The following is a 16,590-nucleotide window of genomic DNA, read 5'->3' as shown; positions in this document are numbered from 1 at the left end:
CATGAAAAAAAGATTTTACTCTTTATTTGTTTGCATTGCACTTGTTATAAGCAATATATCATTTGCAGCCGATCCGGGTGATATTATCACACTGGACTTGTCAAAAACTTTGAATCCAACAGAATTTGCCATCGACCCTCAAAAAGGGCAATGGACAGGAACTTACGACGACGAAAACTATCCTTTTATCGAGTTCAATTCGTTTGCCTTTTCTCACATCATCAACGGAATGGGAATGGGTTCTTATTGGGATGGATTTACTTATTGCACAAGTGGAGACATTACCAACTATGGAGCGGTCGGAAATTCCGATGGCTGGATAGCCAATCAATGGGGATGTATGGCCGGAGGCGGAATTAAAACCGATGAAGAAGGCAACATCTTAAAAAACGGCGACGGAGAAGTTGTAGTTGAAAAAGGAATCCCATATTTGGTTGCATATTGGGGGCACTTCATGGAAACGTATGGAGAACATAGCCTGCAAACAATTCTTACTGACGGAGAAATGTATGAAGCTGTTGGGGTGTATGTAAACAATCACCCTTGGCCTTATTTCGGAATTTTGTCCGGAGACGGATATGCAACTCCTTTTAGTAAAGAGGGAGATAACTTTAAACTTATAATTCATGGCTTGGACGAGAACTACGAAGATAATGGACTATCTGTTACACATACGCTAGCCGAATTTAAAGATGGAAAACTCATACAAAACGATAAGTGGGAATGGGTCGACTTGTCTCCCCTAGGCAGAATAAGCGGACTGTATTACACAATGGAAACTTCTGATGCAAATCCGATGTGGGGACCAAACACGGCAACCTATTTTTGCCTCGACAAGTTACAGGTTCGTGTACCAATCACAAGTGGCATTAAAGACAACACGCCAAATGTTCAGCTAATCATCCACACAAATTATGTCGAGATAGAGTCGGATCAGAATACTGCTATTGAAATATACGATATGCAGGGAAGAAAAGTATTATCCGATACCGTATTACCGGGTATTAATACAATCGACACTACTACACTGCAAAAAGGTATTTACATAGTAAAATGCGGATCAGAAGCTCAAAGATTTGTTAAATAAGAAAGAGAAGGGTCAAGTTCTCTTAATAAAAGAAAGTTCGTGTCCCTAAAGTAAATTTTAGTATCTTTTTGTCATCCTGAACAGAGTGAAGGATCTATTTTTTGAGAATCCAGATTCTTCGTTACACTCAGAAACAACGTTCGAGGAGCGAAGGCGACTCAATGACAAAGATGTGTAACACTTTGATAGTGTAATCTTACTTTTGGGACACCTCCTTTTTTTCATTCAAACCGATATCAGCCACTGCTGAATCCTTATTCAAAATCAGTATCACCTAAGCATTTAGAAAAAACAAATCCGCTATTCCATTGTTTTACATTGAAAGCAAATTAAAAAAAACGGCGAGTTTTATTTATCGAAAACAAACAAAAATGAGTAAATTTATAGTCAATATCAGTGTGTGAACAGGGCAAAACCCGGTTGTCACAAACTTGTAACTTGTTTTCTCGTAACTTGTAACTAAATTATACAACATTATGGATAATAACCTACTTACATTGGCTATACACACACAAGCTAAAGCCAACATTCTGAAATCTATCCTCGAAGGCGAGGGAATAAAGGTTTATATGGAAAGAGTAGAAAGCCTGCCTCCGGACGAGCCGGGCACAACCAACAATTTCTATATAAAAGTAAGCAGCACAGACCTGACAAAGGCCCTGTCTATAATAGAAGTAAACAAACTTTTCAGTTACAGCGATCAGGATACTTATAAGATTGACGACGGAAACCAACGCATCCTTGTTGCGGTAGACTTTTCCGATTACTCTATAAAGGCTTGCCAGATTGCTTTCGATATTGCAAAAATAATTAACGCGAAAATCAAAATACTTCATATATACAATAATATTTACTTCCCATCGCATATACCTTTTGCCGACACCATAAAAACGCCTACTGAAAACGAAGGCATGTTAGGCAAAATACGGAAGCACATGCTTGAGCTTTGCCTTGATATTGACAAGAAAATTTCTGCCGGAGAATGGCCTTCCGTCAACTACTCCTATTCGATAAGGGAGGGCATTGTGGAAGAAGAAATAGAAAACTTTGTTCTCGAATATAAACCGTCATTGCTGGTATTAGGCAAAAAAGGAATAAACAACAACAAAAACAGCGTATTGGGGAATGTTACGGCTGATGTTATAGAAATGACAGATGTTCCGGTATTGGCAGTACCCGAACATGCCAAAGTAAAGAATATTTTCAATATAAAGCATATTGCTTTCCTTACAAACTTCCAGAAACGAGATTTATTATCTTTCGATAAAATTGTAAATCTTTTAGGTTCATATCCTAATATAAGAGTAACATTAATCCACATAAACAGGATAAACAGAAAAGGTGATAAGTGGAGGGAATATGACCTGATAGGGATGAAAGAGTTGTTCTTGAAACAATATCCTCAATTGAACATTGACTACAAATTAATTGATTCGCCCGACATCCCGGAGGCCGTAATAAATTTTATAGAAGAAGAGGATGTATCGGCAGTATGTATCAATACCCGCAGACGAAATATATTCGGAAGAATATTTGCCCCGAGTTTCTCCCGCAAGTTTCTTGAAAATTCTAATTCAGTGCCTTTGTTTGTACTGAGAGGATAACTGTTTTCGCCACAACTTAAATATTGATTAAGAGATAGCTTTTCACAAGGTTATCTCTTTTCTGTATCAAGAGGTGGGAAGATATGTTGTAACACAAAATATAAGACCGAAAAAAATAAATATAGGAGAAACAAAACCTCAATAATACTCTTATTTTTGCAATGACTATTATTACAAAAATATTTTAAACAACCTTAAACAAAAAAATGAAACCCCTAAATTTAGCCGAATCTAAACCTCATTACGAAATACTTGATGGACTACGAGGTGTTGCAGCCTTAGTCGTAGTCTTGTTTCATGTATTTGAAGTCCATTCACAGGGCAACCATTTCAAACAAATCATCAATCATGGCTATCTGGCTGTAGATTTTTTCTTTCTCTTGTCCGGCTATGTGATTAGTTATGCCTATGACGACCGTTGGAACAAAATGTCTCTCAAAGATTTCTTCAAACGTCGCCTGATACGTCTCCAACCGATGATAATAGTAGGTTCCTTGATTGGAGCGGCATTGTTCTATTTTCAAGACTCGCCGGGCTTAGGCTGGGGAGGCATACACGAGGTTCCCGTATGGAAAATGCTTTTGGTGATGCTGATAGGCTGCACCCTGATACCCGTAGGGAAAGGCTTGGACATAAGAGGTTGGAGCGAAATGCACCCCTTGAATGGACCGGCTTGGTCTCTCTTTTTTGAGTATATAGCAAACACTGTTTATGCGTTGTTTCTAAAGCGTGTATCGAAAATCGTGTTATGGATTCTCGTGATAACGGCAGCAGGTGTGACCATTCATTATGCCCTCACAAATGCCAATGGAGATATTATCGGAGGATGGTCTATCGACAACCCTACCCAGCTACGCATCGGATTCACCCGTTTGGCATTTCCTTTTCTGGCGGGTCTGTTATTAGCACGTATCGGAAAACTACGGTATACAAAAAATGCTTTTCTTTTTGCCAGCATCCTGCTGGTTGTTTTGCTGTCAATTCCTCGTTTTGGTAGTCCCGAATGTCTTTGGGTAAACGGCCTCTACGAATGTTTCTGTCTGATTGTAATGTTCCCATTTATTGTTTGGCTGGGAGCTGGAGGTAAGGTCAATGGCAAAAAGGCTTCAAAGTTCTGTAAATTCCTCGGCGACATATCTTACCCTATCTACATCACACATTTTCCCATAGCGTATGTTTACATGGCATGGGTATCAAACAACAACTATACACTAGAAGATTCGTGGGCACAAGGACTTTTGGTTGTATTCTTTTCTATTACGGTTGCATACTTGGCCATGAAGTTCTACGATCTCCCAATCAGAGAGTGGCTAAGGAAACGCTTTTTATAAAAAATGACACATAAAAATTCTGCATCATCAACATTCATTTTTTGAAGTTGATGATGCAGATATTACTATACAATACCCGTAGTGCATTTAAGAGTTTGATGTTAACTCATTTGTTACAAGATTTATATCGATTTTGTCATTTTGAACGAAGTGAAAAATCTGTGTATTTTCAATCCAGATCCTTCGTTTTACTCAGGATGACAATATAAATATGTATTATATTTCAGCCTGTTATCTTTCATTATCTAAATGCACCACGGGTTATACAATACAGGAGATTTTTATCTCCAATCGTCTGTCCTGAACGGAGAGGCCGGCAAATTACTGCCATTATATAAATTACAATCAGGATTGTCTGCCCAAGCATAGCGCACCGATACAGGAAATGGAACTTTAGGAGAATAAACCACAACCTCATCTTTGTCGATAACCGCATCCGCCCAATAGAACTTGTGATCTGAACCCGCAATAGCAAATCCTTTCAGCTTTGCACCATTTTTCGCTTTCAGTCCATTGTCGGTATGTTTGAAACGTATACGGATTTTATTCCCTTCCAACTGATAGGAATCGTATATAGGACCCGAATACGAAACTTTCTCGCCATAAGTTTTTGCTCTGGCATTCAACGCCAAACGAAGACCTACGTCCTGCTTGTTCTTCGGATGTATGTCATTCCCTTCACCTATATCAATAGTCACAGCCATTCCTGTATTTTCCAGACAAAGAGTCTGCAATTGCGCTTCACGAAGTTCGGCCCAATCGGATTCCTGAGGTTCAGATGTTGCCGGTTTATAATTCGCCAATTGCACAAAATAGAAAGGGAAGTCCCTACCCCATTGTTTCCGCCAATCACGAATCAGCAACGGAAGCAACTCACGATACTGATACCCTCTTTCTTCGTTCGCCTCGCCTTGATACCAGATCGCCCCTTGTATGGCATAGGAAACCAATGGGTTGATCATGGCATTATACAACACCGTAGGACGGTTAGGGTTTCCGGCAACCGATTGTGGAGCCTTATCAAAATCTTTCAGATTGATGGACGGGTAATACTTCCACATTCCCGACAATGAAATAGCGTTGTCTTTCTTTCCCGACAATGAGAGAAACATATTGGCAGATTCGCCATACAACCCACCGCCGCCACCGGTATCGGTCACGCGCACAGTTATCACAGCCTTGCCTGCCTTTACCAGTTTTTTAGGTATCTTGTACTTTCTCGGAACGTTATAACCGTTCGTTTCTCCTATTTTTTCACCATTAAAATAGGTGATATCATTATCGTCAATCATAGCCAGATTCAACTCCAACTCTTTACCCGACCAGCTGGCAGGAATGTCTATTACTTTTCTCATCCAAACAATCCCGTCAAAATCTTTCAGGCTTTTTTCTTCCCAAAATCCGGGCAAAGACATTTCCTGCCACGAATCGTCGTTTGCATCGAGGTTTGCCCACACAGGAAAACCGTTCTTGTAACCTTTATCATTATCTAAAATATTCCGGCTCCATTTTTCAAAATTCTGCTCATACAGCCTTTGAGCTTCTTCTTCCGAAACACTGCTTATGACTTTCACCTCATCCCTGAAATCGGGCATGTATTCCAACGATTCGCCGCTTGTCCAAGCCTCAGCCAATGTTCCTCCCCAAGATGTATTTATCAGACCTATCGGGACATTGAGCTTTTCGTTAAGATTTCGTCCAAAAAAATAGGCTACGGAAGAAAAATCTGCAACAGTTTCAGGCGAACACTCACGCCAACCGCCTCTGGTAGCTTTCAGGTCATCTAACGGAGTTGTGCTTGTGGATTGCTCGACATGCAACAAACGGATTTGTGGATAATTTGCCTTGGCTATTTCATTCTCATAGTCGTTCACTTTGCCCCAGCCCGCCAAAGGCATTTCCATGTTAGACTGACCTGAACAAACCCAAACCTCACCAATAAGTATATTATTAAGTTTCAGAGATTTGCCGTCCGATACAGATATAGTATACGGCCCTCCGGCTTTGGGAGTTTTCACTTTTACTTTCCAGTTTCCATTGCTGTCAGCTTTAACCGAGTAAGACTGATTATCCCACGATGTAATAATTTTGACTGCTGCTTCGGGAGTGGCTTTTCCCCAGATAGGAGCATCTGTTTGCTGCTGCAAAACCATATTATCGGTGAAGATTTTAGGCAGCACGATCTTCGCAGATAGCGAAACCGAACAAAAAACTAAACTTAATAATAGAACAATTTTTTTCATAACATTATTTGTTAACAACTTATGTAAATATAACAATTATATAGAAGTCATCTAGACTTTTTAAATTATACTTAATTTTTGAGTTTTTGTCATGTTGAACGTAGTGAAACATCTAAAAAAACAGATCCTTCGATACTCTCAGGATGACAAAATTGAACAAAACGAAAAAGTCTAGACGGTTTCATAGTAACGTGATTCAGTAGTTGAAAAACGTGGATTTTATTCGACGTTTTCCAGGCAAACCAGAACCCTACCCGAAAGTAGGGGCGTAAAATCTTACGCCCGAATATCAGGGCAAAATATTTTTCTCTATAACAAATCCCTATGAGCAATAGCTCTACAACCCGCATCTATCACTATTATCTGAACAGTTTCGGTGTCCGGCTTCAACATACATGTCTCAAAATGCGGATGATTGGGACCATCAGGATAAAACTGCGCTTCGAGGCAAACTCCGGTAAACGGTTCGGGCAAATAGTCTCCCGTATAAACCTGAACTCCCGGCATGGTTGAATAAACATCGACATACCGTCCCGACTCCTCTTCCGATAGCGAAGCCAGATGTTTAAGAACTTGCTTGTCGGAATTTCCGATGAAATAGGTATTATATCCCTGCAATATTTCGGTTTTCAAGGGCATCATTTCAGATATCCTCCTGCCTCTCCTGAAATCGAAAGCCGATCCACCAATCGGAAGAACTTTTCCTGTCGGGATAAATTCGTCATCCGTTTCAAGATAACTTTCCGAAAATACTTTCAATTCATGGTTCAATATATTCTCCCTTCCCGCCGAAAGGTTGAAGTAGGCATGATTAGTCGGATTAAATACTGTTTCGGTGTCAGACACAGCTTTATATTCAATATATAAACTATTCTCAGCCGAAAAGGAGTAGATAACCGAAAATTTCAAATTTCCGGGAAAACCGCCTTCGCCATCCAGACTTTCGCATGACAAAATTAGCTTTTCATTTTCAACCTTCCAATCAAACACCTTTGAATTAAAACCCGAATAGCCTCCATGATTGCAATTATTGCCGTCATTTCTATCCAAAGAATATTTTATTCCGTTAAGTTCAAATTGCGCACCTCCAATACGGTTCGCAAATCGCCCGACAGTACTCCCTATATACGAGTTGTCGGTAAAATAATCTTCTATATTATTATAATTCAGGATTATATTTTCCAAATTCCCCGATTTATCCGGTACAACAAATGAAACCAATGTTGCCCCATAATTGAGAACCTCAACATAAGCCCCCGACTCATTTTGAATACGGAAAAGAAATATATCCTTCCCGTTTATACTTGAATTTGTTTTTGTTACTGTTAAAGACATTTTAATTACTTATTAACCGGTTTCTTTCCCATATTCAGAACTAACTTTCCGCCCGAAATAATATCATCATAATTAAGATAGTAACGAGTATAACGTTTTCCGTTCAACTCCATATTTTGAATATAAATATTTTCGGTAGAATTTTCATTTGCGATAATGGTAAATGTTTTTCCCGAATCGAGATTGAACGATATTTCATCGAAAACAGGACTTGTTATCTCGTAACGCACATCTCCGGGGCAAAGCGGATGTATGCCCGACGCAGCCAAAACATACCAAGCCGACATTTGCCCTACATCTTCATTGCCAACCAAACCCTCAACTTCATTCCGATAGGCTTTATCACAAATATGGCGTGTCCAACGCTGCGTGAACGATGGAGCATTTAGTCTGTTGAACAAGAAAGGAACGTGATGAACAGGCTCGTTCGCATGGTTATAATACTGATTCCAAAGCAAATCTTCGGGAGCTTTTTCAAAGAAATCGGTCAAATCGGCCAATGTCTTTTTCTGTCCTCCCATTAGTTTTACCATTCCCTCCACATCGTGAGGCACAAACCACCCCTGCTGATACGGGTTAGATTCTATGCTGCCATACCATTCTTGCGTACGGGCATTTTCAGTCCATTCTTCCCAAGTTCCATCATCCTTTTTAGGTCTGAACCAACCTTTTCTTTTATCAAAAATACTGTGATAGGCTTGTGCTCCTTTTTTGAAATATCGCTCATCGTCTTTTTTATCAAGAGAATGAGCCAATACTGACATACACCAGTCTGAATAAGCATATTCAAGTGTATTGGAAATACTATAAGGAGCACCGGAAAAGCCTTTTTCTCCATTGCCATATTTCTTTGATGTATTGAACGCATACCGATAGGCTTTGTCTGCATCATAGCTCCGAATACCTTTCACGTAAGCATCGGCGATCACAGAAATGGCAGGATTACCAATCATGCAACCCGAATATGCGTTCAGAAATTCCCAACGCTCATAATAAAAAGTCTTGTTTTCTTCTGCCAGATTTATGAATGAATTGATTTGATCATTCACCAACGTAGGATTAATAATTGTCTGCAAGGGAAACTGGCTTCGGAAGACATCCCAACCACTGAATATAGTTCGCCTGTTATACTTTGCGGCAGTATGAGCCAGCCCGTCAGCACCTGTATACCTCCCGTCTACATCCGAAAACAAGCGGGGATCAATCATTGTATGATACAGAGCTGTGTAGAATATCGTTTTTTCATCTTCACTGCCTCCTTTTACCAATATCTTATTCAATGCCTTATCCCAAGCATTGCGGGCATTTGTATGAATATCGTCGAACGAGTACCCCTCCAGTTCTGCCCTGAAATTTCGTTCTGCACCATCCATATCCACAAAAGAGATACCTGCTTTCAATGTAACAATTTCCCCTTCTACCGTTTCAAATTCGGAGAAAAAGCCAATGTGCTTTCCTGTCAGTTCATCTATATTTTTTAAAACTTTTGACTCCGCAATACGTTGTTGATACCGGTCGCTTGTTACATCTTGCAGTTTGCGTCCCCAATCGTCCGGAATATCGGCACTCCAGAAACCATAATTTTTAATCGGTTTACTGAATTGGGCATAGAAATAAACTGTATAATCGGCTTTACCGTCACCGTTGCCCCATCCTCCACCTTCGGGAGTACACTTCATCCAACCTCGTATCGTATTCTCATTTTCAACTTTCACAGATTGAAGAACCGACGTCCCCCCTACCCTACGGGCCAAATCTATTTGAATTCGGGATTGTTTGTTTTCGGGGAAAGTAAACCGTAAAAACCCACCATGAGGTGAAGCGGTTGCCTCTGCTTTTATATCGTAATCAGTCAGAAATGCACTGTAATAACCTGCCTTTGCAACCTCTCTACCTTTTGAATACAGAGAGCGATAGCCGCTTTGCGTATCATCCATCCTTCCTGCTACGGTTTTCAATGCACCTGTCGACGGCATCACCAGAAAATTTCCGAGATCGCCATACCACCCCACTCCACTCATTTGTGTGAATGCAAAACCTTCGATAGAGGTATGCTCGTAGCTATATCCACTTCCGTTGTCGCCTCCCGTGATGGTATTCGGGCTCACCTGCGTCATACCGAAAGGTGTGGCGGCTCCGGGAAAAGTCTTTCCCAGTCCATGATACGAATGATCGGTATTTGTACTTGCCCCGATAAAGGGATTCACATAGCTCGATAAACGCCTCTGTGCCACTGATACACTACAAGATATCAATAGCACAGAAGCAAGTATAAATTTGATTGTTTTGAAAAATGGAGTTCTCTTCATTTCAGTTTGGTCTGTTCTCGGCTTTCACTCCCCATTTGGATGGAGAGGCTCCCATTTTAAATTCCAATATGCCACCATTGATAATATCGGAATGAGTGATATATGTTTTATCATATTTTTTTCCGTTCAAACTTACCGATTGAATGTAAATATCTTTCCCCGATTTTTTAGGTGCAATTATTGTAAATGATTTTCCATTCTCAAGTTCTATTTCAGCTTTTTGCAACAATGGTGATCCTATAACATACACCCCGTTTGCAGGATTCACCGGATAAAAACCCATTGCACTGAAAACATACCATGCCGACATTTCGCCACAGTCGTCATTGCCTGCATAACCTGCCGAGTTGGTATTGTACAACTCTGTCATTATCTGAGAAACATACTTCTGCGTCTTCCAAGGTTCGCCTGCATAGTTGTAGAGGTAAGCGACATGATGGCTAGGCTCGTTGCCATGAGCATACTGACCAATGAATCCGGACGCATTATCGTTCAACTCTTCGTGATGGTCATTCGTGAAAAATTCGTCCAGTTTTTCAACAAAAGCCTTATCCCCTCCTGTCAATGCAATCAGGCCGGGTACATCTTGAGGCACATACCAATAATATTGCCATGCGTTTCCTTCGGTGAAGGGATAGCCGCCATTAGCCCCGTAACGAAACGGATCGAAAGGCTCTATCCAGTTTCCTTTATCGTCTTTCGACTGAAAGAAATGTGTTTCTTTGTTATATAGATTCCTGTAATATTGCGATCGTTTCATGAAACGATCATAATCGTCTTTTTTCCCTAATTTATTTGCCAATTGAGCCACACACCAATCATTAAAAGCCATTTCCAACGTAATGGAAACCGATTGTGTCTGGATATTTTCGGGCATATATCCATATTTTTCCCAAACATCGAAAGGTGAATTTAAGTGGTTTGTTGTTGATGAGTTTTTTACGGCTTCATACGCTTTTTCTATATCTATTCCCCGACAACCTTTCATCACAGCATCCACTATCACAGGGATGGAATGATTACCGATCATGCAATAATTTTCTTGTCCCCACAAATGCCATATAGGCAAGTAACCGTAGGTTTCGTAATGAGCCATCAGGCTCTTTACGAAGTCAACCGTCCTATCTTTCTGAATCAATGTGTACAGAGGATGTGCTGCACGGTAAGTATCCCAAAGAGAGAACGTTGAATATTGTATGCTTCCGTCGGTTTTTCCTAAAGAGAAATCCGTAGTCATATATTCGCCATTCACGTCAGAAATAGTATTTGGCTGAATCAGAGCGTGGTACAATGCCGTATAGAATATCTGTTTTTGTTCCTGAGTTCCTTCAACTTTCAGTTTTCCCAGTTCTTTTTCCCACTCCCGGTCGGCTTCTGCTACAACTTTCTCGAAATTCCAGTCACGAATTTCCTTTTCAAGATTTAGTTTGGCATTTTCTGCACTAACGGGTGATAATCCCAATTTGATCAGCAGAGGCGCATTATCTTTATTGTCAAACTCCAGAATCGCGCTCAATTTGTTCCCATTTACTACGGGAGTATCGAAATACTTTGTGTCGCCATTTCTCAAAACAGATTGCCTGATAGGTTTCGACAGTTTTGCGTAGAAACATACTTTCCTCAGATTTGGCCAACCCGTAATGATACGGAAACCTTCAATCGTATATTCATCTACAATACGTATCTGAGAAAGGATGATACGTGTTCCCCAACTGCCTTTGTCGCGCGAATGATCTAAATCGAACACCACATTCGCCTTTGCTCCCGATGGATAGGTATATTTATGAAATCCGGCACGGGTTGTCGTGGTCAATTCCGCATTAATTCCGCTATCTTGCAGTTTCACCTGATAATATCCGGGGCGTGCCGATTCTTCTTTATGAGAGAATGACGAATGGTAGTCATTTGTTGAAACAAGTTCCCGAATGTCTCCCGTAACAGGCATAAGCATCACATCGAACAATTCGGCAACACCTGTCCCGCTCAAATGAGTATGGCTGAACCCATATATATTTGTATCGTTGTAGTTGTATCCGCATGCCACATCCCAATCAGGCGACTGGCGTGTATCGGGGCTCAACTGCACCATGCCGAAGGGCGATGTTGCTCCGGGATAGTTATTACCCGAAAGGCTGTTTTCGATAGCACCTGTGCCAATAAACGGATTCACATAATCCGTTACTTTTTCAGCATAAACATGCAAAACGAAAAAAGACAATAAGAAAAGTAGGGTTATTTTTTTCATTTTCTCTGTTTTTTTTAAGAAGGTATCTCAATGATCAGTTTTTTGTCATCCTGAGTGAAACGAAGTATCTGTAACAGCTTATTCCCAGATTCTTCACATTGTTCGGAATGACAATCGTTTTACAGTTGAGATACCCTCATACAATCATGATAAACTTCTTTTATTATTTAGATGTAAATTCCAAATAATCACCCTTATTCAGTTGAACTGTTATTACATTAGCAGATTGACTATCGGCACTGAAAGATTTTCCGTTTTTCAGTACTTTCAGGCTTGCATTGTTTGATGGAAGTTTCACGGAGAAGCTATTATCAGTAGTTGCCGTTATTTTGGCGTTCTGAACTATTCCGTCTTTCCATTCCAGATCAACGTCGGCACCACCTCTCACACAAAGTCCTTTAAAGTAGCCGGTATTCCATTCTTTAGGCAAAGTAGGAAGAAACTCGATATACCCTTCGTGACTTTGTATCAACATTTCGGCCATTCCCGTGGGTGCAGCTTCGTTGGCATCGAACGAAAATATGTCTGACTCTGCACTGGCAATACCCGCAGGAGACATCGTAAAAAGGTTTTCCCTTGAAAATTCTACCAGCAAGCCTTTCATATTCTTATAGGCTTCTTCTGCATTTTTCAATCGGGCATAGAAACAAACCATATTGGCACGGCTCCATTCCACATCTTCCCAATTTTCAGAATTCAACTGGCGATAAACAGATTTAGCTGCTGCTTCTGCCAATTCAGGCGTTTTGTCCAATGTTATTTGATGATATGGATATAAAGACAACAGATGTGACGAGTGGCGGTGATTTGGATGTGCCAAGTCATAGTCTTCGTACCACTCCTGAACTGTTCCGTCTTTACCAATTTTGATCGGAGGCAATTTTTCCATCGCTTTTTCTAAAGAAGCACGGAATTCTGCATCAAGACCCAATATTTTAGACGCTTCTATACACGATTCAAATGCTTCGTAAACCAAAACACGATCGCAGGTAGGCATCATTGAAAGGGCATACTCACGTCCGTCAACTTTAAACGAATTCTCAGGAGAGATGCTTGGACCTGTTATCAAATATCCGTCATTAGGATTTTCAACCAAGAAATCCAATAAGAATACCGCACTCTTTTTCAAAATAGGATAAGCCTTATTCCGAAGGAAATCTTTATCCTGAGTATAGCAATAGTGGCTCCACAAATGAGAAGCAAGCCAGGCTCCGGCTGTTGGGAACATGCCCCATGTAACACCTTGACCGGGAGCAGTATATCCCCATACATTAGCCACAGTGTGAGCTGTCCAACCCGGACTTCCGTACACTTTCATTGCAGTTTTTTCGCCGTGTTCCGACAGGTCTTTCAGATAGCTGAAAAGAGGTGCGTTACATTCGTGCAAGTTACCCACATTGGCAAGCCAGTAATTTTGCTCTGTATTTATATCCAAGTGATAATCGCAAGTCCAAGGCATATTACATGCCAGGTTGTCATTCCAAATTCCCTGTAAATGAGCAGGTAGCGGAGAATTTTCCCTCGACGAAGATATCAACAGATAACGTCCGTATTGGAAGAAAAGGGCAAATAATCCCGGATCGTCTTTTCCTGTTTCTTTTAACTGTTTCCAACGAACATCGGTAGGCTGATTGTCTAGTTCCGACGATCCTAAGAACAACTCTGTACGTTTAAACAAATTTGTATAATCAGCAACGTGTGCATTTTTCAGATCATCGTACGATTTTTTAGTAGCATTCTGAATTGTTTGATCACAAAGTGTTTTATATGAAGGATTTTTAAAGTCGGTTCTCAGATCAATTGTTATGACAACTTCGTTTCCGTTTTCAACCTGTATTGTTTTATCTTTTGCCGTTACTTTTCCGTCAACCGCCGCAACGTGTATATTTCCTACGTAATATACTCCTCCGGGACCTAATTTTGGAAATAATGCCTGTCCCGAAAAAGTTAAAGTATTATCTGAGGTTGAGATATCCGATTCTCTCAGAAGATCTAAACCTACTTCCATATTCAGTGCATCTTTTTTGCTCGATGTTAGTTTGATTAGTAATACATCATCAGGGTTCGAACAGATATACTCGCGTGTATAAGTCGTTCCTGCAATGTCGTATGTCACCGTAGTGACAGATTTTTCAATATCTAATTCCCTTTTATAATTGCTTACTTCTTGACTTTCATGTTTAAGGTCGATCTTTAGATCGCCGAAAGGTAAATTTGTGCCGAACGAATTTGGTCTTCCCGACAAATATTCGGCTCCCATTCGGTTTCCTTCTTCCAGATTCCCTTCAAAAAACAGCTTGCGCATTTCCGTTAACTTTGCTTTGCCACAAGGTATTTCCTGATTTTCGTCGTACTGACCCGACCACAATGTTACTTCATTCAAGGCAATAGTTTCAGTGTCAACACCTCCATAAATCATGGCTCCTATGCGCCCGTTGCCAACCGGTGTGGCTTGCATCCACTCTTGTGCAGGTTGCTGATACCATAATTTTAACTGATTATCATTGGTTGTTGTTTTATTACACGCCGTAGAAAGCAATAACAAAACAGAAAACAGAAAACAGAATGTTAGTTTATTTGTACTTTTCATATTTGATGGTATTATAAAAAATAAAGGGGATATCCCAAAAGTAAGATTGCACTATCAAAGTGTTACTGATTTTTGTCATTGAGTCGCTTTCGCTCCTCGAACGTTGTTTCTGAGTGCAACGAAGAATCTGTACTTTCTAAAACCAGATCCTTCACTTTGTTCAGGATGACAAAAAGACATTGAAATTTACTTTTGGGACACCCCCTTATCTAATTGTAGGAGAAAGATTTCTCCTTTTTTCTCAATCAGCCTGCCTGTAAAAAATCAGACAAGCTGATATGAGATATTTATAGTGATAGAAATAGAGTATCCTATGATATTATTTTGCAATAAATTTCACTACAACTTTATCGCCACCTCTTGTTGCGTTCAACAAATAGATGCCGGAAGGCAAGTTTACAGACGCTTCACATGTTGCACCAACAACTTGGAAACTAGCAACAACACGTCCATCCAAAGATACAACATTTACATCATATCCATCCAGATTTGTCAGGCTAAGGCTTCCGTTTGCGTAGCTTGCATTCGCTTTGCTCGCTTCGTTATCTTTGATTCCTGTGGTAGCGTACGATTGCACCGGAAAATCTTTAAGTGTACTTTCATAAGCACTTATCAAATTGTCAGGAACCATCCATACAAAGTCAATTTTACCGGCATCTTGCCCAAAAGCACTGCCTTCAAATGCTACAGTTGTTGGATCGGCCCAAGAAGCATAAATTTTTGTTATACCTGTTTTTTCCAAAGACCAATCTTTAATAGAAGTAACAGTATTGGGGATAGTAAGTGTTGTTAGGGCAGCACAACCTGAAAAAGTTCCACCATCAATTTCTTTAAGTTTTGTTCCAAGATCAACGGATGCCAGTTGTGTACAATTTTGAAAAGCCCAACCTTTAATAGTCTCAACATCACCGAATGCTACTGTTTCTAATTTAGAACAGGCATTGAATGCACCAACTCCAATTGACTCAGCATCTCCTATAACCGCTGATTCCAAATTATTACAACCATTGAACACCCAGTCTCCAATAGTCTGAGCTTTTTCTAAAGTTATTGACTGCAAATTGGCACAATTCCTGAATGCTTCATTACCAACAGTTGTTACTTTAGACACATCTACAGTTGTTATAGCAGTCTCATACAATGCCCAGTTACCAATTTCAGTTATATTCTCAAGATTGATTGTAGACAGTTTTTTTGCATCTTGGAAAGCACAATCATCTATTTTTGTAACAGATGCAGGTAAAACAATATTCGTTACCCCTGACCACGCAAAGGTTTGCTTATTTATAATAGTTATCCCATCAGGTATGTTTATGCTTTCCAATCCTCCACAACCATAAAACGCCCAATCCTCAATAGATTTAACTGTTGTTGGCAGTTGAATATTAGTTATCGCACTACAACTTGCAAAAGAACTATTACCAATAGTTTCTACACCTTCCGCTATGGTAAGAGAGGTTAAATTAGCGTTATCACGCATCGAGCCATCTCCAATTTTTTTTACCGCATAGCTTGTTCCTTCAATTGTTACAGTTGCAGGAATATTAATCGTAGCCAATGTATATTTAACATCCCCGGGCAACTGAGATGTTTCTGCAACTCCGTCAACAATTTTGTAGGCAATACCATCTACAACAGTTTGAGCCTTCATCCCAAAAGAAAGCAAGCTAATAGCAGAAACCAGACACATTTTTCCAAAAAAGTAGTTTTTTCTCATGACATTTTTTTTTTTAATGTTTTGTACTCTATTACATACCTGAAGTTTTGGCATAATATGCCCCTGATCATAAATAAATTATGATTAAAAAAACAGGCAGTAAAAATGTTTATGTTGAAACCGTCTAGA

General features: G+C 40.0%; 9 protein-coding genes. 3 read left to right on the top strand and 6 right to left on the bottom strand.

Annotated features, from left to right (window positions below):
• The first annotated feature begins 1 nt into the window (after nucleotide 1).
• The 3 genes from D0T56_RS02810 to D0T56_RS02800 all read left to right on the top strand — a co-directional run bounded on the left by D0T56_RS02810 (nucleotide 2) and on the right by D0T56_RS02800 (nucleotide 4,022).
• Nucleotides 2-1,087: a DUF4465 domain-containing protein gene (locus D0T56_RS02810; protein WP_163318613.1), complete on the top strand. Its 1,086-nt coding sequence runs from the start codon at nucleotides 2-4 to the stop codon at nucleotides 1,085-1,087.
• 476 nt (nucleotides 1,088-1,563) lie between these two features.
• Nucleotides 1,564-2,691 carry a universal stress protein gene (locus D0T56_RS02805; protein WP_185153823.1) on the top strand — a complete coding sequence of 376 codons (1,128 nt, stop codon included), beginning with the start codon at nucleotides 1,564-1,566 and terminating at the stop codon, nucleotides 2,689-2,691.
• 206 nt (nucleotides 2,692-2,897) lie between these two features.
• On the top strand, nucleotides 2,898-4,022 hold the full coding sequence (locus D0T56_RS02800; protein WP_163318612.1) for an acyltransferase: 1,125 nt from the start codon (nucleotides 2,898-2,900) through the stop codon (nucleotides 4,020-4,022).
• A 281-nt stretch (nucleotides 4,023-4,303) separates the two neighbouring features.
• Here the strand turns inward: D0T56_RS02800 and D0T56_RS02795 are convergent, their stop codons facing one another.
• The 6 genes from D0T56_RS02795 to D0T56_RS02770 form a co-directional block, all read right to left on the bottom strand.
• Entirely contained in the window at nucleotides 4,304-6,265 is a 1,962-nt protein-coding gene (locus D0T56_RS02795) for a sialate O-acetylesterase (RefSeq protein ID WP_163318611.1), read from the bottom strand.
• Nucleotides 6,266-6,574: 309 nt separating this feature from the next.
• Nucleotides 6,575-7,600, bottom strand: coding sequence for an aldose epimerase family protein (locus D0T56_RS02790; protein ID WP_163318610.1), 1,026 nt, complete (start codon nucleotides 7,598-7,600; stop codon nucleotides 6,575-6,577).
• A 5-nt stretch (nucleotides 7,601-7,605) separates the two neighbouring features.
• Entirely contained in the window at nucleotides 7,606-9,909 is a 2,304-nt protein-coding gene (locus tag D0T56_RS02785) for a GH92 family glycosyl hydrolase (RefSeq protein ID WP_163318609.1), read from the bottom strand.
• 1 nt (nucleotide 9,910) lies between these two features.
• On the bottom strand, nucleotides 9,911-12,154 hold the full coding sequence (locus D0T56_RS02780) for a GH92 family glycosyl hydrolase (protein WP_163318608.1): 2,244 nt from the start codon (nucleotides 12,152-12,154) through the stop codon (nucleotides 9,911-9,913).
• Between the two features lie 163 nt (nucleotides 12,155-12,317).
• Nucleotides 12,318-14,744, bottom strand: coding sequence for a glycoside hydrolase N-terminal domain-containing protein (locus D0T56_RS02775; RefSeq protein ID WP_163318607.1), 2,427 nt, complete (start codon nucleotides 14,742-14,744; stop codon nucleotides 12,318-12,320).
• A 319-nt stretch (nucleotides 14,745-15,063) separates the two neighbouring features.
• Nucleotides 15,064-16,461, bottom strand: a complete 1,398-nt coding sequence (locus tag D0T56_RS02770) for a leucine-rich repeat domain-containing protein (RefSeq protein ID WP_163318606.1) — start codon at nucleotides 16,459-16,461, stop codon at nucleotides 15,064-15,066.
• Between the last annotated feature and the right edge of the window lie 129 nt (nucleotides 16,462-16,590).

The sequence above is a fragment of the Dysgonomonas sp. 520 genome (assembly GCF_010501095.1).
Taxonomy (GTDB): domain Bacteria; phylum Bacteroidota; class Bacteroidia; order Bacteroidales; family Dysgonomonadaceae; genus QVMP01.
The sequence above is the reverse complement of the archived record's forward strand: the minus strand, read 5'-3'. Positions and strand labels throughout refer to the sequence as shown.